We start from the raw sequence: 19,124 nt of genomic DNA, 5'->3' as shown, positions 1-19,124 counted from the left end.
TGTCTCAGCTTGTCGATACAGCGGGAACTTTCTCACTTGAAAAGACCTTCACCTATGAACAGTTACAGACCGAGAAGACCGTTCGTATCCAGTCGGAAGGAACAACCGACGACTTTACAATTAACAGCATTGTTATCACCCAGACGGCGGTCTCAGGTGGCGGAACACCTACACCTACACCAACCCCAGTCTCTGATGGTGCGACTACTAGCGATATCTCTATAACCTTCCATACTGACGACAATACCAAGTGGGGTAGCGCTTTTAGCGTGTCCAACACAGCCAATGCCGTAATTGAATGGGTTTCTGAATTCGGTAATGGTGATAATTTCGCACTTAAGGGTATCCACCTGTCTACCTCGACTGACTATACCGGCGCTAACAACGCCATCCGTCTGACATTTCCAGAGCCATTGGCTAAAAACGCCGTTTACACTATTTCGTATAGTGTCTTTGTCCCAGCCGTAGGCAACGAGGGCAAAGATGCACTTGTAGGTCCGGGCATCGTCCTGAGTGGCGATTATGCAGGATCAACAGGCGTGACCAAATTCCCGGCTGACTTCGGCACAATTAGTACAGAGACATGGAAAGAGGTTAGTATAACCACACCGGAAGGTGGCCTGAACGAGACACTAAAGAGTCTCGACTTCCGTTTCGTTGTAAACGAAGCAGCGAAGCATCCCGACGTGTGGTATATCGATAATATCAAGATCTCGCAGAGATTAATTCATGTTGAAAACGTAGCTCCGGATTACAAAAGTTATCCGCCACTAAAGGATGTCTACAAAGATTATTTCCTCGTTGGCGTGGCATCGAGCAATTACCGGATGTCCGGTGACAAGCTTGATATAATCAAATATCATTTCAACACATTTACGCCCGAGAACGAGATGAAGCCCTCGAGTGTACAAAGTGCCAAGGATGTATTTACATATAGCACCCTAGACGATCAGTTCGCTAAGCTTTCTGGCTTTAGTTTGATCGGCCACACTCTGGCTTGGCACTCACAGTCTCCTACCTGGATGTGGGGTTCACCGACCCCTCTGCCTGCTGCAGATGCGAAAACCAATTTAGACGCACACATTACGGATGTTTTGGGCCGTTATGGTGCAAACCTTTACAGTATCGATGTCGTTAACGAGGCCATGGCCGACGGTATGAACAATGCCGACTGGCGGCAGAATCTAAGAAACAATGAGGGTTGGTACACTGCTCTTGGTTCAGAGTGGGTTGAAGACGCATTCCTTCGGGCGGCTGAGATTGTTGACTCCAACGGTTGGAACTGTAAACTTTACTACAATGATTTCAACCTCGACTATGCCGACAAGGCAGCATCTGTGTATAAAATGGTTAAGGACATCAACGAGCGTTATGCCGGAAGACGTCCAAACGGCAAGCCACTTATCGAGGGTATCGGTATGCAAGGACACTATAACGAGAACACCAACGTAGCTAACGTCGAGAACTCGATAAATCTCTTTTCAACTCTTCCCGGCGTCTCTATTAGTGTTACCGAGCTAGACATTACATACTTAAATTCGGGTAGTCTCACCGAAGCTCAGGCTTATAGCCAGGCCGTTAAGTACGCACAACTCTTTGATGTCTATAAGAGGAATGCTGCAGGCCCAGCAAATGGAGGAAAGGGCCGCATCGAGCGTGTTACCTTCTGGGGAACAAACGACGCTGATAGTTGGCGTGCATCAACCTTCCCTTTGCTCTTTGACAAGAATTTACGCGCGAAAGAAGCTTTCAAGGCCGTTCTTGATCCAACTAAGTACATAAGCACCGAGATCCCTGCCGCAGGTCAGCCTTATGATAAATATCCTGCACTGAAAGACGTCTACAGGGATTATTTCACCATGGGTATTTTCGGCGCGGGCGAGATGAATGCCTTAGTTTACAATTTTGCAGCGTATGCACCTGGCAATGAGATGAAGCCAGAAAATACACAAAATGTCAAAGGAACTTTTACATACAACAGCGCGGACACCGCGTTTAGCAATCTTATAAGTAGGAACCCGAACATGCTATTCTACGGACATACGCTTGCATGGCATTCGCAGTCACCAACGTGGATGTGGGACGCACCACCTGCTAGATACGGACAACCAGGTACCTACGACAGAGCCACCGCATTGGCCAATTTAAATAATCATATAGAAAATGTACTCGGCTACTACGGAGGACGTCTTGAAGGAATCGATGTAGTGAATGAAGCCATCGGTACCGCAAACCCGAGCGACTGGAAAGCCTCATTGGCGAAAGGGGAAGGCTGGTATATGGCACTTGGCTCAGACTGGGTTGAACTCGCATTCTTAAAAGCTGCCGAAGTTGTTGACAGTCATCCGGATTGGAATTGCAAGTTGATATATAACGATTTCGGTCTTGATTCTCCAAACAAAGCACGCGCAGTCTACGAGATGGTCAAGAGCATTAACGAACGTTATGAAGGAGTACGCCCGAACGGGAAAAAACTGATTGAGGTCATCGGTATGCAAGAACATGATAATCTCACTACAAACGTTACAAATGTAGAAAACTCCATCAAACTGTTTGCGACACTCCCTGGTGTCAAACTAAATATTACAGAGATGGATATCGGATGCCCACCTGTCGGAACTCTCACCTCGGATAATGAGAACAACCAGGCAATGAAGTATGCTGAGTTGTTCCAGATTTTTAAAAAATATGCTACGGGCCCAGCTAATAACACGAGTAATCCGAAGGTAATCGATCGCGTGAGTATTTGCGGCGTTAGAGACGCTACCACCGGTTGGCGCGCTGGCGAATATGCACTGCTATTTACATCGGCAGGATTAGGAAAACAAGCCTTAGTAGCAGTTCTGGATCCCGAAGCATTTCTTGCGGGACATAAATACATTGATACTGATCCAAAACCGGAGATAAAGCCAGTTGACGGCGTCTTCGTCTATGATGCAGGCAAAGGAGACGGATGGTCAGGTGCGAATATTATCTTGAGCAACGACGCATCAAAGTGGCCTTGGTCGATAGCATCAGAGGATGGCAAAGTGGCATTTACTCCTGAGAAGGACGTGGCATACCGTCTCACCATTAACTACACATCAGTAGGTACATCAGCCATTCGTGTGCGTTGGGTCAAAGACAACACAAACGGTGGATATACCACTGCAGACGGATCGGTTGTCAGCTCTCCTCCATATAACACTAGTTTAAATCCTAGCATGGTGTCACCTAGAATTCCTGCGTACTTCAACAGCGGCATGGTGGCTGGTGGAACCTACAGTTTAGTTACTGAAATCAAGCTAGACGGTTCTCAGGCTGCAAATGGACTAATTGGTAACATCGCTATCCGTGGTGGAGCTGGCGGTAACGCCTTCTCTATTAACTCAATTAAGGTGGAGAAGATCGGTACCGGAGCACCCGATCAGCTGTTAGTTAACTGGCCGGCACCTCCAACCACAACATATACCGCAATAGCAAATGGTGTCGCAAATACCACTAGTTCCAATTCTATTGCACTAACCTTTGATAAACCGGTACCGGGATTGGTAGCCACCGACATCACCCTCACAGCAGGCACCGCTAATGCAACATTAGGCGCATTGACTGTAGTGGACGGCTCGAACGATACAAAATACAACCTTGCTATCAGTGGAGTTACTATGGAAGGAAACGTTAATCTCAAAATTACAAAGGACGGCGTAGACAATACAGTAAAGGTCGTTGATATTCATAGAAATTTGATTGCCTTTACTGTAGCAAACGTTGGCGGTAATGCATTTGTGAGCAATAGTACTGCAATAAGACTAACATTTAATGCAGCTGTAGCAAGTTTGTCGGCAGATGACATCATTCTACTACCTGGAACTCCTGCTGCTGTATCTAACTACGCAAGTTCCTTAGCTCAGAAGGGCCTTCTTACAAAAATAAGCGACACAATATATGAGCTTGCGCTCACAGGCATTACCAAAACAGGTACACTTGGAGTTAAAGTCAATAAAATAGGGATTGAAGCCAATCAGAAGAATGTAATTGTAAATGCAAAAGTTGATAAGACCGCATTGCAACCTACACCCCCTCGAAGATATTTCCCTCAGAATATAACCAACTTACCAAAATCATCAGGCTTAAACGATCTGTTCCAGTTCTTGGATCCTAATGCAGGTACCAATGGCCGGGTTGGAACCACGGTTGATTGGACGTCACGTAAGGCCGAACTCAGAGATTTGATTCAATACTATTACTACGGCAGATATTATCCGACAGCAAAGAATTGTATTACGGTGAATACCGCTGCGAACCAGGTCAATGTCACTATAAATGATAATGGCAGAAGCGTGACCGGAAGCCTTGGTACCGTAACTGTTCCTACTGGTACAGCGCCCGAAGGCGGCTGGCCAGTTATTATCGCCTTTGGTTTCGGTCAGACGTCAATGGCAACCCAGAACGGTTACGCAGTAATTAACGTCACCAACTGGGGCGGTGGTTTTTTGGGAAACAGATCCGGAAACTACTATAATCTTTATCCGTTTAACGCCTACGATTACAATTTCAATACAGGCTCAATTATGACAGCGGCATGGACTGTCTCCCGTATCATAGACGCGATGGAGATCAGCAAAACAGCGAATGGCGGTAAGAATCAATGGAACATCAACCCGTATAAGTCCATCACAACAGGCGTATCCATTAACGGCAAATATGCTCTGATGGCAGCAGCTATGGACGATCGTGTTGGTGCAGCAGCGCCTGTCGATTGTGGACAATCCGGTGCATCTAGCTTCCGTTATACTGCCGAAGGAAAATTATTCTACTATAATTCACCACTAGACCGTATCTATCGCAGGAACCAGAAAGGTTTAAACAGTATTCAGTATAACGGTGAATCTACCTGGCTGGGTCTTGGAACAGCGGCTGGATTCCAACAACAGATAGATATGGATTATTTACCTTTTGACGCGCATGCCGTTGAGGCTCTGGTAGCACCTAGACCACTTATCGCGTTTACCGCAGATAATAATTTCGACTGGACGACCCCGCCGTCCTCAGTAATGGATATGTTTGCTGCTAAGGAAGTCTACGAGTTCTTAGGTAACGGCGGTAACATCGCTGTACGTACACGCGACGGAGCACATGCAATACAGGACAGAGATGTTCCGTTCATGTTAGCAATTATGGACAATGCATTTAGCGGAAAGTCACTTGAAGTCAGAAATCTCTACCCTAATAGCAACCCGCCAAGCTATGGAATAGGAACCTATGCTAATATTTCAGATATGTCGATTTTCCCTTACGATATTGACAGCTCCTACATTCGTTGGTCTCGTCCAGGCAAATACACGCTATGGACCGAAAACGAAATTGTCACCGAAGGCATCCCTGCAACAATCAAGGTTCATTCAGATGCCGGGCAGGTTAAATTGACGATTCTTAATGCAGACAACAAGCCGACAGAGTCTGAATGGATAGCAAATGTAGTTGGCGGCATAGCTGTGTTTAACCTAACAGCGGATCAAGTAAAGATAGGGCGTTACCAAATTACGACTGTTGGTGCCGCAAAGGATGGCAAGACTGTGTACTTCCAAGGCATAGACGTAGCTACCGCACTGCGACACGGCACCGCTAAGAATGACAACGGCGCGGCTGTTATGTATGGATTTACCAGTAAGATTAATAAAGATATGGTAGAAGTTTACGCAGATGGCAATAAGCTGACAAAGTCCCTCCAGGAGGACACTGAACAGGCTTGGATTCTCAATTATGGCGTAACAACTAACCCGAATGAGAACAATCGCATACTAAATAACGCTTTCAATGTAGTTACAATGAAAAAGCTGCAGATGGAAGCCATGCCTGGCTACACGTTTGAGATTTCCATCGACAAGTCTAAGCTTGCGAACAATCAGGAAACTGTCAGTTGGAACGCGTCGGCAGCGGTACAAAAGATCGGTCCTTCGCCGAACTGGCCTCTGTATCCAAACAGCTTGACAGATGACGGATCTCGCCCATTACGCCCGGCGACAACTACCAACTTTAGTGCAACTACGAATTTCAGTTTGAATGATCTGACGAATCTTGATGCTGGCGATAAACTGATGATTGCATTCAGTGAGCCTATGTACAAAGGCGATTTCGGTATCGGATTTGATTTCTCCGATGACTTCTCGCTTGCATGGGCAGATGATAACAAATCAGTTGAAGTGACATTTAACAATGTAACAAAAGATAAAGGAGAAGTTTGTAATATATACATCATGCGCCTGCGTGATGCCGCTGGTTATATGATTGCGGCTCCGATCCACCATTCGTTCTCCAATCCATTCACAAGCATTATCAGTAGCACTCCAACAGCGTTTGTTAAGAAGCTTATAGGAAATACGAACGAACTTACAATCACAGTGACTGACGTCTATGCCACTGGTTTGAGGAAGACGTATACTGTGACTCTCACCATCAATAATAACGCCGTTGGCACCTATGAGGTAGGCCCGCACAAGGTCTATGTCGACACCAAGGGCAACACTAAAGTCCGCGAGTGCCGTATCGTGAAGTAACAGGTTTCGTTAACCAAAAGGACTCCTAGTATTGCATAAGCCCCGCATCAGTTCCGTATGGAATAGGTGCGGGGCTTTGCTATGAAGAGAAGAAAACTATAGAAAAGCCTCCTAGTGCTAGTCTCGTAAACAAATCACTATGAGGTGTAAAAATTGCTAAATAATTTTATCAATCAAATATGTGAGATAACTTCAAATTGATGACGTATGTATTTCATTCTTACTTTAATCCTGACCACATCACTGCTGCCGCGTTGTATAAGGCTTCTCCAGACCAAACACCATTTACGAACGGAACAAACCAAGCAGCAACCAGTTTTTCTGTAGGATCAATAATGAGGCAGCATCCGCCGGCTCCCTCATGGAAGAAGGTTCCCTGAGTATATAAACTACCTTCATTACAGCGCATATCAGGTCCTAAACCATACTGGCGATAAAGTCCGCCCGCATTCCAGCAATAATCCTTAATATGAGGTGCTGTATAAAGTGCGGACATTTTTTCTATTGCTTTTCGCCCAATTACTCTGGTTCCATCGATATACCCTCCCTGCAATAGCATAGTACCAAAGCGGCATAAATCATATGCTGTGGAATACATGCCTCCACCTGTACCAGGTATCTTCGACCAGAAGCTGTCTTGTTCCTCTGTACTTTGTTGTCCATTCAGTATATCATTAATAAACTTTTCACTACGCTCATTTGGGATATTGGTTCTGCTTACAACTTCCTTGTTATCATAGCTAAAACCGGAATCCTTCATACCACAAGGCTTAATAATATGCTCGGTAATATAATCATTGGCAAATTGTCCGCTGACTCTTGTAATAATTTCTCCAAGTATTACATAACCAAAACTGCAATAAGCCCATTCTTCCCCAGGTTTTTTCCGTATTCCACTTCTCAAAGAAGCAGCTATCCAGTTCATACCCTTGTCATGTTCGATAAATGCCCATGGTGGTACAAAATATTTATTTTCGAAGCATCCTTCATCTGCCTGAAACCCCGAGGTATGGGATAGCAGATGTGCGATTGTGATTTCATTAAAAGGTTTTGTATCAAACTCTTCAATGAATTCCCCAACCCTTTGACTTACTCTTAATTTTCCATCCTCCGCTAACTGCCAGATAGCGGTTGCAGTAATCAGCTTAGTAATGGAAGCAATCCGCTGAATGGTGTCCGGTCTTAACTCTCTTGTGTCCTCTTCCCGAAAAGAGAGCTTACCGACTGCATTGTTGGCAAATACCTTGCCGTCCCTAGCCAAACAATAATTTGCAGAGAGCAATATCTTTCTTTCTGTCAAATCCTCAAAAAAATGGTTCAGTTTTACTATCCTCTCCTCGTCATACCCAACATCTTCCGGTGTAAATTCCGTCTTAAAGCTGATCATATTCACTACCTCCTTTTGAATTGTAAAAGTCGAACTGAGTAGAATTCATAACTCATATTAAAAGGTTATTTGTATTTTTTTACATGTAAATATATTCTAATATTATACATTTTTAGGCCTAGAAAGTAAACTATGAAAAAGTATTGATTTCTATTAACAAGCTTTATATCACTAAATAATTTTGGCTCATTTGTGACCGCATCCTTGCCATCTGACAAGCATTAAACTTGTACTCTGTGGTTTTTTTAGGTGTTCGATTTTATCCGCTAATTATTAAAGATCAGTCTTTCGACTGATCTGAGCAATATTGTATAATTAGTTGTTTATAGAAGTAGTCATAAATTCGAGACTCTGTGGGTAAATCTGCAGAAACTCAAGTAAATTAGTATTATTAAATATAATATTGATTATAGGAAGCTTTTCATGCTCCCTTAAACAAATCTTCTCTTTCCAGTCACATATTCCAATGTAATTTGATAAATTGTCATCACCTTTAGAGCTTCCTCATTAATGGGATACCCGTCAAATCCACAATGAGCTACAAGTAATTCAAGCCCTTTTATTGCTTCTTGATCAAACACCTTAACTGCCTCACCATACCCAATGATACTTTCGTATTCGCGGGTGACACTATGTCCTGTATCAGTAAAGCGATGACAGATGTCTGCTTCTATACACACCTTACTGTTTCTTCCTATAAGGTCATGCTTTTTCCCTTCTTTCGCACCATGTACATATAATATGATTTTATTGTCTATTACTTCATATCCAAACGATAACGGTACGACATAGGGATACTCTTCTCCAAAAATTCCGATACGAATCGTATCACAACGCTCTAACACATCAACAACTTCATTAAAGTCTTTAATTTCACGATCTGCTTTTCTCATATAATCCTCCAATTATTTAATAGTAGTAGAAGTAATGTTTTTATTCTAACTTCTATTTTCAAATATGCCAAGTACTTACTTAAATATATATAGAAAATGTGCCCCACCACACGCTTAAGCCCTATCTTGATTCGATGACTTTTCATCGATACCCATTAGGTGGATTGCAACCCTCTGAGCGTTTTTAATTTATAGATAACTGAAGTTATTCCTTTAAATAAGAAAAAGTATGCTTCACAAGCTTCCCTTGAGAATGCGCCCATGCTGGGCTCACCGAAAAAAAGAAGTACGCCTTTAGGTTTGCGTACTTCTTTTTTGATGATAGTAAGATAACTTACTCTTCAATAATAACTTTAATTGATTTCTTAACTCCATCTACGATTACATAAATCCAATCTGTTTCTGGAGAAACTGCCTTAACAGTTGCAGTCGTACTTCCTGAATTCTTCTTTACAACTGCACCATCTTTTTTACTTGACTTCCAGATGATACTATCTTCATCCAATCCATTTACTTTAATTTCGAATACCGCTTCTTCTCCCACTTTCATACGTACAGTACTTTCCACAAAGTCTATGGTTGCCTTTTTCACAGATATCTTTCTAGTATAAACTTCCCTCGTACCATCCTGCATTGTTACAGTGGCTGTAATAATAGCAACACCAGATTCTTTCGCAATGAGGCGACCATTTTGTTTTACTGTTATAATACCTGGTTTATTTGATTTATAAGTAACTGTAATCGGTACAAGACCTTCTTCAAGATTACTTAATGTTTCTTTATCAAAGTTCGTTACTTTTACAACGTTCTTCGGAAGTTTTAAACCAAACCATCCAAGGTTAGAACTATTGCCACCAACATAGAGAGAACCTGTACGCTTTGGTGTTAAGTGCTCAAGAATCTCTTCATTTGTCAACTCTGGAGTTGGTGTAGCTGTTGGCGTTGGAGATACTGTTGGTACAGGTGTTCCTGATGGTGTCTCAGTAGTTGGTGGTGTTACGATTTCAGGAACTTCAGGTCCAATAACAACAACTTCGGATGGTGCGCCTTTCATTCTAGCACCTACACCTTCTGGTACCTTATCAGTTAATTCTAGCAAACCATTCATTCTGATTGTTCCATCTTCGTTTCTTCCAATTGCTATAGTTGTATCAATATCCACAAACCAGTCAACAGCAACTTCTTCACCTAAACTATTCGTTGATCTTCCATCCTTCCAATAATAGTTTGTTGCTCCGAACATTTTATTAGAATCCTGTTTTTCTTCTAATATGTTTTCGTTTTCTTTTAAAAACTCAGTCTTATAGGATAAAATTCCGTCAGCAAAAAAGTCTGTGGTTGGGGAATTATTTGTATAAAACGCTATATTATTTTTTCCATTATTGAAAGATGTCGATTGATATACTCGTATGTCTGGACAGCTATTAGAATCAATTCCCTTTGCCTTATTGTTAAATGAAACACTGTTAATTAATTCATGGCGTCCAGTAATACTTTCTCCGCCCAACTTGAAACCATTTCCGTTACCTGCATTGGTTCCGTTAGGTAAATATCCATTTCCGTATGCAACGCTATTTTTAATTATTACCTTTCCAATCGGGCCAGTCTCTACTTTGGCAAATAAGTCCCATCCATCGTCTGCGTTATTATAAGCAATACATCCATCAAATACATTGCCTTCACCAATAGTTAACTTTGCTGCGAATCCATCAGCATCCTCATAACCCTTATCCGCATTACCGTAAGAGGTACAATTTAATACTAAGTTATTCGAAGGCCAGAAATCCTTGTCATCAAAATCTTGATACCTACTTATCTGGACACCTGTGTTTCCGTTGTAATAGGTATTAACTTGATCTAAAGTACAATTGCTTCCTGACAATTGGATGCCCTTTTGTGCATCTTTAGATCTCGTAACATCAAATCCCTTAAAGTACCAATGGTCACCTACTAATACCATTCCCGCGCAAGCACCATTAAAATCAAATACTGGACGTTCTGAGCTGTTAGGGTCTGCTACCATATAAATCTTCTTATCTGCTGTTCCACTAATTCCTCTTTCAATTGTTATAGTTCTATTCAAACTATATCTTCCACCAGCTAATACGATGGTTTGACCTGGCTGAACATGTTTAACAGCTGTATAAATATCCAATGGATTTGCTTTAGTACCTGAGCCATTGGTTGTTCCTAGAGGCGATACATAAATCGTCTGTCCTTCTTTACCATAAGTTTTATATACTACAGAATGAGTAAATGTTCTTGTATCATAATCTTTTAATATCTTATATTCGCCTGGTATATAATCCTCATCTGGTGTAAATGTAATCGTAAATATATTATTTCCTTTGTTTAAGCTAACTCTCTTCGAAACGTTCGTATTCGCTGTAACATGCTCTTCTTTAGTAATAATTTTGCCTAAAGAGTCTGTAATTGTCAAAACACCGTCTGCATTTCCACGATATACTAAATCATAATCAGAAGTACCTACCGCCTTTGCAGAAACTACCTTATAAATTGGTGTTACCTTCTTGATTGGGCGTTCTTCAGCTGGTGGGTCTGTAGCAGGATCTGAAGTCGATAATTCAATGTCTGTTACAGTAATACTTGCATTCCTTGATGCAAAGAATCCAACGTAAATATTATCTTTATCAATCCCACTTAATGCAACGCGATCTACATCATAGAAAGTCTCACTTTGAATATTACCTTCATAATCAACAAAACTAATACGATACCCTGTGTTATCCCTCTGGATAGTTAATCTAAACTCATCCATGGCGATATCTTCTGTGGAAAGTCCATCATTTGTATAATTCTTTACAATATTGTAAGTACCAGCACCATTTTTAGCACAACTAGTCTCCAATGTTGTCATTGTTGATGAAAATCCAGGAACAGAGGTAATACCACTATTAGGCTGATTCATCAAATCAAGCTTTTCCTGAGTAACACCGATTTTTTCCTGTGCCCCAACTCCTAATTTCATTGTGATCTTTTCACCGGCATCAGATACACTCTCTTGTTCTGTATCCCATAAATACTCAACTTTTGTAACAGACGCCATATAAGAGTTATTCCAGAATGTGGTTGGATCTTCATTCTTTCCTACCGCATCCGCAGCCATTAATCCAAAGCCTTCTTGTCCATTTGACAATTTCCAATTATCTACCTTGACAGTTGCAGATAGCTTAAAGTTTTCATCTGCATCTACCATTGTATAATAGAACGCTAACCCATCAGTGGAAGCTGGAACCAACTTACCCTTACCTTCATTACTCCACACTTTCACTACACCATCTACGGAATCATCGTATCCGTTTGTCTTCTTATCAACACCACTTCCAAATGCACTGAACTTCCAACTTGTTTCAGATATCGCATCAACAACTTTAGAAACGATATCAGATTCAGATTCTTTATTATCACTACCACGAACTGCTTTTATTTTAATGTAATAAGTAGCACCTATAGATAGTCCAGTAAGTGTTGCCTTAGTTGATTCTGTTTCTAATTTCTTCTCAAATGTATTACCATCATCACTAATTAATACTTGGTATCCGCTAGCCTCTGCCACCTTATTCCAAACTATCTTAATAGAACCATTTCCTGCATTACTAACAAATTCAATTTTGGGTTTTGCAAGTGGTAAAACAAACCCATATTCTTGTGACATTTCACTGATTTTATCTACTTCTTGACCTCTGGATAATATCGCTCTAAACTGATAGTTTCCACTGGCATCTGGTGTAAAGTCAACCGTTCCATTAACTCCTGGTGCAGATCTCTTTTCTATTTTCTTAAGCGTACCACCTTCGTACATCTCAATAGTAATAGAGTCCGCATAACCGTTTCCAACCTTACCAGAAAATTCTACTGTGATCTTACCTTCAATTACTGTCACGTTATTGATTGATGGGGCTTCTATATCTCCCCAACCAACAGAATCATCACCGTAGATGATAGATAAACCATAAATTGCAATTTTAGTATCATTACCATAGAAGTAATATGACTTTCCTGCTGATACATCGAATGTTTTAGCCATAAATTCTTCAGCAACTGCTGTATATTCAGAAATAATATTACTATCATCAACAAAATAATACTTTTTCCCAACATTTAGCTTAAATGCAACTGTAAATTTACCATCCTCTTCCGGAGTGACCTTAACAACGGAACCTGAAGTAGGGACTTTTCCTCCCTTAGGGCTCGGATTATTAATTCCTGCTACGGAACCTGTATAGGGTACCCCCTCAATTGTACTAGAACCAGCCTTATATGGCATATCCTCAAGAACTTCTATACCATAATAATTAGTACCAGTCTTAAGTCCTGCAGTAAGATCAATATCATGCTTTACGGAAGATTTCTTAAATGACATACTATAGATAGAAATCTTTGTTCCTTGCCCATAAAAGTAATAAGTTTCTCCTGCTTTTATTTCGTAACTTTTCTTAAGATAAGGATCATTCGTTCCTTTATCTTCTACAATAGTTCCATCTTGTTTTACAACATAAAATATTTTTCCCCCAGTTCCTTTCGCAATAATCGTAAATTCTCCTCCTACTGTCGGACTAACCTTAACGACAGCTCCTGCGGTAGGAATAGCACCCGCGTTAGGGGTTGGATTATCTTTCCCCTGTATATAGCCAGGATAAGTAACTCCTTCGACCTCTAATGATGTATTTTTATAAGTCATCTCTTGCATCACTGTGATGCCAGCCTCACCACCATACACAGTCCCAGCCATTAAACCATCTTTTAGATTAACTTCATTATTAGAAACATTCCCCATATCTTCTGGTACTGTTATTCCTCCCCCAGAAGCTACGTTCACATCCATTACCTCAAATCCCTCTGGTAGGCTATCATCAGCCTCTAGGCTTTCCACAGCAGGATCCTCTTGAACGTATGCTGTTTCCTCTTCATTCACTTCCTCTGCATATGTAATGCTCACTGGCGCAATTACCGTGAAAACCATAACAACAGCCAGTAAACATGCAAGGATTTTGCTTTTCATGTTCCTCTGAATATAAAACATTATTACCCTCCTTTAAATTTTCATATATTTTATGTTGTAACCGTTTACATAGTTTGATAAATAAATTAATTATAAAACTACATACTTTTAAAGCATTGTAACCGTTTACAACACAAAAATACAAAATAATCAGAAATATAAATCCTTTACAAAATGTAAGTGCTTACATTTTGTAACACAAAACTTCTATTAAAATATAACATATTTTATCTATTTTGTAAAGATATTACTTGTGAATTTTGCATATCTTTTTTTATAATAAGCTTTTACTTTTGTGCAATCTTTCTACATATTTTGTAGTAATTCTTTATATGTATTTTAATATTAATTTTTCTATGGCTTTTAACATAATACAAGATATATTTATCTTATATTCCCGATAGTTACTATAATTAATACGCTGTAGGTTACCCAAAAGGATAAATAATCATGAAGATCGGAGTTTGCAATTATCAAAGTACTAAAAATATTTATTAAACTAAACTGCTTAACATAATTACCTCAAAATAAAAAAGAAACTCAACGAAACTAACTCTCTCGCTAGTTTCTTTTGAGTTTCTTTTAAGAATATAATCTTTCTCTCACTCTGGTACCACTTTATTTAAAATACTATCTTTCTCTACTCCCAAAAAAATCCTTCCTCCGGTAATTTTCCACCCACCGATTCCGGCTTTTGATCATAGAGTACCTTTAGATATCCATTCACTTTACTTTTCATTTCCTCACCACGAATTAATGTAATATTGCAATAAGGAAGTGCTTGCTTAGCAACAGGCGCTTTAACAATACCGAACTTTTCAACTAGGGCAGAAGCCTCCTCCACATTACTATTTACATAAGTAACGCTATCCTTATACTCAGATAAAAAGGCTTCTACTGCTTCTTTATTCTCATCAGCAAATTTTTTATTAACCACAACGACACCAGTAACTACAGAACTATCGGAATTTAATGCTTCCCATTCTTTCGTTACATCCAAAGCCACTCTTACTTTATCGTTTGTCATCTGTACTGTGGTAACATAAGGTTGTGGAAGCATCGCAATTGCATTATCGGTTTCACTTAATATTGCTGCAACTTCGGTTGCTTCGGATTTATATTCAATGGTTACGTCCTTACTTGGATCGATTCCATGAGAACTAAGGAGATAATTTAGAGTAAATTCTGGTGTTGTTCCCTTACCCGTTGAGTAAATTGTTTTCCCCTTCAAATCTTCTACACTTTTTATGGAATCACCAGTTTCAACAATATATAATACTCCAAGTGTATTAATGCCTGCTACCTGAATCTTCCCTTCACTGTTTTGGTATAGAATAGAAGCTAAGTTACAAGGAATTGCAGCAATTTGAAAGTCTCCCTTAATTAAGTTTGTTGTGATTTCGTCTGCTGTTCCAGCGATTGTAAAGTCATAATTGTTTGCAGTCTCTCCGTTTTCTGCTCTCTCCATCAACTCTACCATTCCCATTGCTGTTGGTCCTTTTAGGGCTGCAATATTCATTGTAATTTTCTCAGCAGTGTTCTCCTCCTCTTTCGTTGGTTCTTCGGTTGGAGTTACTGTTATTTCTTCTGCCTTGGTTGGCTCTGGTGTTATATTGTTATCCTCTGCATTCTTTTTTGCCTGGCAACCCGCTAACACCACCATACTAAAAATAAGTGTAAGAATCAAATATTTATATTTCTTCATAAAAACCTCTATTCCGGTGCACTTTACACCTTTTATTAATAAGCAATTTACTTTCAATGCAAAAAAACATTATACTATTTCAGTCAACATTATTAGCCTAGTTGATAATTAAACTGAAATGTATGCCATTTACTTGCGAATTGAGGTAAAGCCTGCTTAATTCCAAGCCTTGCTACCTACTCATATCCGTAATTTAACTATGATGATTTTGAATACATCGTCTTAACGCTGATTCCCTTCACCATACCTAATTTACCAGATAAAGAACTAATCACATTATTTTCTGCATCTACTACCACACTAATTATACTGACATCCTTATCTTTATAAGGAAGGCCCATTCTACCGATTATATAACTGCTATATTCATGTAAGATATGATTCACCTCTGCTGATGCACTAAGCTGCTCCACTATGATTCCAATTAATGCAATTCTAGTATCCAAGATTATCCCCCTTTCAATTTTTATTAAGTAAAGCTACTCCCATGAAGGACAGTAAAAAAGATACTTTAAAACGTCTCATAGACAAAAAGCAATTCAACCCATCGCATCCTAAGTTATTACTCCTTCGCTATGATTGGTTGAAACCTTATTTACTAATTCTCAAACACATTCTTCCTACTTTAATAAGTATCCGAAATAGAGGGAAGAGCTAAAACAAAAATGGCTTTTGAAAGCTGAGATGAATTCCTCATCTTCTTTCAAAAGCCTGATTTACGCTTTTATCGTTTTCTTTAAAAACAGAACTAATTTTTCTGTCTACAAAACTCTTCAAATTGCGCTTCTTTATCAGGTGATTCCTTCTATGTCAGCGACTACATTATATAGCATATTTTAACAACTGTCAAACTTTAAAGCGGTATCCAACACCCCAGATTGTTTCAATGTATTGTGGTTTTGAAGTATTTGCTTCAATCTTTTCTCGAATCTTTTTAATATGAACAGTAACCGTAGCAATATCACCGATTGACTCCATATCCCATATCTCTTGAAATAGTTCTTCCTTGGTATAAACATGATTTGGATTTTGTGCTAGAAAGGTAAGTAAGTCAAATTCTTTGGTTGTAAATGCCTTTTCCTCTCCATTTATATAAACACGGCGAGCAGTTTTATCAATTTTGATACCACGGATTTCTATCATTTCATTTTCCTTCATTCCGGTACCAATCAATCGCTCATACCTTGCTAAATGCGCTTTCACCCTTGCGACCAATTCACTTGGACTAAATGGCTTTGTCATATAATCATCTGCCCCAAGTCCAAGTCCTCGAATCTTATCAATGTCATCCTTTTTTGCAGACACCATAATAACAGGAATGTTCTTTTCCTCTCTTACACGCTTACAAATTTCAAATCCATCCACGTTTGGTAACATTAAATCAAGAATAATTAACTTATAATCCCCTGTAAGAGCCGCTTCTAAACCTTTATCTCCTGTATTTTGAATATCTACTTCAAAACCAGATAGCTCTAAATAATCCTTCTCAAGTTCTGCAATTGCAGCTTCATCTTCTACTATTAATATCTTATCCATAAAATCTCCTTTCTTCCGCTACCGTGTAAAAATTGTCTTTATTCTCAACTAGTCAAAATGCCTGCTTAGCCTTGGCATTAATCATAAAAATTGGTTTTTATTTTTCATACTTAAAACATGCCTGCTTAGTAGTAGGCAGTGTGAAAATTGTCTTTTATTTTTTCACACTTCTTTCTTAATCTTTTACTTTAAGTACTAACCCTTTTTTTATTTTAGAGAGTTTCTTCTCAATACGCTCTTTGTCAGTCCATTTCATTATGGTAAAGATAATGCTTGTTCCAACACCGACTTCACTCTTTGCCCAGATATTACCGCCATGCTCCTCAATTACTTTTTTAGCAATCGCTAAGCCAAGTCCAGACCCCCCTTGCTTAGAATTTCTGGATGCATCTGCACGGTAAAAACGTTCAAATATATTCGGAAGGTCTTTCGCTGCAATACCGCAACCATCATCTTCAACTGAAACTTGTACCATATCACCAGCATCGGTTAGCCTTACCCTAATGGTTCCTTCCGCTTTTCCCATGTATTTTACTGCATTTCCTACAATATTATGAATCACTCGTTTTAATTGCTCTGTATCAACAATTACTTTACATTCCGGTGATACCATATTCTCATATTCTAACTTAATATTCTTAATCTCAAGTTCAAAACTAAGCTCATCTACGCAATCACTAAAGTAATCATCGATACCAATTATGTTAAAGTTATAAGGAACTGTATTATTATCAATCCTTGCATAAAGCGATAATTCATCTACTAAGGAAGACATATCATTTGCCTTTGTATAAATTGTTTTGACGTATCGATCAAGCTTTTCAGGGGTATCTGCTACCCCATCGATAATCCCTTCCGAATATCCTTTGATTGCAGTAAGCGGCGTCTTTAAGTCATGGGATATATTACTTAATAACTCTCTCGAGTTTTCTTCATACTGCATCTTTACTTCAATGAGTTCTTTTAGATGAATTCTCATTTCTTCAAAATCTTCACATAGCTGTCCAATCTCATCATTGGTTCTTACAGAAATCGAATAATTTAAATTTCCTTCCTTCATCTCCTTGGTAGCACGTTTTAGTACATCAAGTGGTTTTATAATTCCTCTGTAAAGCCATACAATTAAGATAAAAGCGGTTATTACGATAATTAATACAAAGGATATTACGGCTTGAATTGCAGACGCTTTTATCTGTGGAACAACATTATCAACATCTGTTAATACAAATATTGTTCCCTCAGAACCATCCTGATACAAAAAGTCTTGTTGTTTTAATAAAATGGGATTTTTACCCCCAATATAAGTACCTCCATCAACTTCTGTGCTATGATTATTATAACTTGGAAGATTGTTCTTTACCGTTGAAAATTTCGCAGAATCACCTACAAAGATAATCTCTTGATCCTTTCTGACAACTAAGAAAGAATATTTTTCTTGAAGTTCTGAATTAAGCGCTTTAATATATTCTAAATCTTCTAATTCCCAAGGTGTTTTGATTGCTTTTGTTTTAATTCTGTTAAAGGCATCCCTTGTAACCCGATTTAATATCTGTATTGGATTCGTTATTACCTGCATGGTATCAAACTCTACGTCATAGGTTTTCTGAATGGAGTTTAACTGGTACTCAATTATTAGCTTACCGGTCATAACAGCTAGACATATGGGTAGAATAATAATGATTATGAACGACATCTTTAGTCTGTTTTTTAAATTCACTTTCCTTCCTCCGTATCTATGTCTCATACTAAAAGGTCTTTCTTCCTATTAAAAACAGTAACACCTATTAAATGGAATGTGATAACTATAAACATTTAATCCTACCGATGTTAGTGTTTAAATGTTCCTAACTTTTTATTCTATTCTATCAAGAAATAACAAGTTTTACTATTTCCTCATTTCATTATAACATATCATAGACTAGCTTACACATAAACAATCTATAAAAACATCTATAAAAACTATTAAAAAGGACTTACCACGCAAAGCTGTGAGGTGACCCCTAAAAGTTAGACTTTATGGCGAGGTGGATTTTCCACTTCGCCT

Annotated in this window: 8 protein-coding genes; 1 reads left to right on the top strand and 7 read right to left on the bottom strand. The window is 39.2% G+C overall.

The features are described from left to right. Positions 1-269 precede the first annotated feature (269 nt). A complete protein-coding gene (locus RTP52_RS14795; RefSeq protein WP_312372210.1) occupies positions 270-6,536 on the top strand; it encodes an endo-1,4-beta-xylanase in 6,267 nt (2,088 codons plus the stop codon). A 220-nt stretch (positions 6,537-6,756) separates the two neighbouring features. Here RTP52_RS14795 and RTP52_RS14790 read toward each other — a convergent pair whose 3' ends face one another. From RTP52_RS14790 to RTP52_RS14760, 7 genes are all read right to left on the bottom strand, one after another. Beyond that, complete coding sequence (locus tag RTP52_RS14790; protein ID WP_312372209.1) at positions 6,757-7,923, bottom strand: serine hydrolase domain-containing protein; 1,167 nt, start codon at positions 7,921-7,923, stop codon at positions 6,757-6,759. A 431-nt stretch (positions 7,924-8,354) separates the two neighbouring features. Then, on the bottom strand, positions 8,355-8,816 hold the full coding sequence (locus RTP52_RS14785; RefSeq protein WP_312372207.1) for a pyridoxamine 5'-phosphate oxidase family protein: 462 nt from the start codon (positions 8,814-8,816) through the stop codon (positions 8,355-8,357). Between the two features lie 334 nt (positions 8,817-9,150). Beyond that, positions 9,151-13,860: a fibronectin type III domain-containing protein gene (locus RTP52_RS14780; protein WP_312372206.1), complete on the bottom strand. Its 4,710-nt coding sequence runs from the start codon at positions 13,858-13,860 to the stop codon at positions 9,151-9,153. 619 nt (positions 13,861-14,479) lie between these two features. Further along, positions 14,480-15,544: an ABC transporter substrate-binding protein gene (locus RTP52_RS14775; protein WP_312372204.1), complete on the bottom strand. Its 1,065-nt coding sequence runs from the start codon at positions 15,542-15,544 to the stop codon at positions 14,480-14,482. Positions 15,545-15,741: 197 nt separating this feature from the next. Next, complete coding sequence (locus tag RTP52_RS14770; RefSeq protein WP_312100067.1) at positions 15,742-15,990, bottom strand: TM1266 family iron-only hydrogenase system putative regulator; 249 nt, start codon at positions 15,988-15,990, stop codon at positions 15,742-15,744. 400 nt (positions 15,991-16,390) lie between these two features. Beyond that, positions 16,391-17,080 (bottom strand): response regulator transcription factor, encoded by a 690-nt coding sequence (locus RTP52_RS14765; RefSeq protein WP_312100069.1) that lies wholly within the window; start codon positions 17,078-17,080, stop codon positions 16,391-16,393. Positions 17,081-17,255: 175 nt separating this feature from the next. Then, a complete protein-coding gene (locus tag RTP52_RS14760; RefSeq protein ID WP_312372201.1) occupies positions 17,256-18,797 on the bottom strand; it encodes a sensor histidine kinase in 1,542 nt (513 codons plus the stop codon). Positions 18,798-19,124: the final 327 nt, after the last annotated feature.

This window comes from Lachnoclostridium sp. (assembly GCF_031997925.1).
Taxonomy (GTDB): Bacteria; Bacillota; Clostridia; order Lachnospirales; family Lachnospiraceae; genus Lachnoclostridium.
The sequence above is the reverse complement of the archived record's forward strand: the minus strand, read 5'-3'. Positions and strand labels throughout refer to the sequence as shown.

What these genes read in the sequence shown, in the direction of transcription:
- RTP52_RS14780 (WP_312372206.1), bottom strand. Translation starts at nt 13,860, where the DNA reads ATGTTTTATATTCAGAGGAACATGAAAAGCAAAATCCTTGCATGTTTA.
- RTP52_RS14775 (WP_312372204.1), bottom strand. Translation starts at nt 15,544, where the DNA reads ATGAAGAAATATAAATATTTGATTCTTACACTTATTTTTAGTATGGTG.
- RTP52_RS14785 (WP_312372207.1), bottom strand. Translation starts at nt 8,816, where the DNA reads ATGAGAAAAGCAGATCGTGAAATTAAAGACTTTAATGAAGTTGTTGAT.
- RTP52_RS14765 (WP_312100069.1), bottom strand. Translation starts at nt 17,080, where the DNA reads ATGGATAAGATATTAATAGTAGAAGATGAAGCTGCAATTGCAGAACTT.
- RTP52_RS14790 (WP_312372209.1), bottom strand. Translation starts at nt 7,923, where the DNA reads ATGATCAGCTTTAAGACGGAATTTACACCGGAAGATGTTGGGTATGAC.